The organism is Streptomyces africanus (assembly GCF_002150735.1).
GTDB lineage: Bacteria > Actinomycetota > Actinomycetes > Streptomycetales > Streptomycetaceae > Streptomyces > Streptomyces africanus.
In genome coordinates this window covers 1-854 of record NZ_MUKA01000312.1, presented here as the reverse complement: position 1 = coordinate 854, position 854 = coordinate 1, and the positions used below count along the sequence as shown (strand labels likewise).

1 protein-coding gene is annotated in these 854 nt (G+C 71.7%); it reads left to right on the top strand.

Translation table 11 applies throughout. The features are described 5' to 3' along the window. On the top strand, positions 1-544 hold a 544-nt coding region (locus CCL05_RS32935; RefSeq protein ID WP_143589985.1), incomplete at its 5' end, for an aminotransferase class I/II-fold pyridoxal phosphate-dependent enzyme. Positions 545-854: the final 310 nt, after the last annotated feature.

Here is an 854-nt window from a genome sequence, read left to right as displayed (position 1 = left end):
CCTGGTCTTCGACGACGCCGAGCACGTGCCGCTGGCGACGTTCCCGGGGATGCGCGAGCGTACGGTCACCATTTCCAGCAGCGGCAAGACGTTCTCGTTCACCGGCTGGAAGGTGGGCTGGGTGACGGCCGCCCCGGAGCTGGTCACGGCGGTGCGCTCGGCGAAGCAGTACCTGACGTACGTCTCGGCGGGCCCGTTCCAGTACGCGGTCGCCGAGGCGCTGGCGCTGCCCGAGTCGTACTTCACGGCCTTCCGGGACGACATGCTGGCCAAGCGGAACCTGCTGGCGGCGGGCCTGGAGGAGGCCGGTTTCCGGGTCTTCCGCCCGTCCGGCACCTACTTCGTCACCACCGACATCCGCCCCCTCGGCGAGACGGACGGCTTCGCCTTCTGCCGCGGCCTGCCGGAACGCGCCGGTGTCGTCGCCATCCCCAACGCGGTCTTCTACGACCACCGCGAGGAGGGCGCCCCGTTCGTACGGTTCGCGTTCTGCAAGCGGACGGGGGTGCTGGAGGAGGCCGTGAAGCGCCTCGGGGCGCTTTAGACCCGCCAGCGGTCCGCCCGGGAGCAGCGTGGGGCCTGCTCGGGGGATGTCGACGGGCAAGTGGAGCGTTTGTGCCAGGGGCCAACGACAAACCAGGGGCCTGGGAGAAGCCCATGGTCCCAGATGCTCCAATTGGCAACCCAGGCCGCCTCCCCCAACCAGTCACCCCACCCACCCACGGATAGCCGCTGAGCCCTCCCGGCGTGCTGGCGAGGCGCGAGCGCGACCCCGTCGCCGGGCGGCCTGTCGGCTGGCGGGGGAGGCCGGCGGACCTGGCCACCCGTTCCTCCCCTGGCCGCCCGCTCGCTTC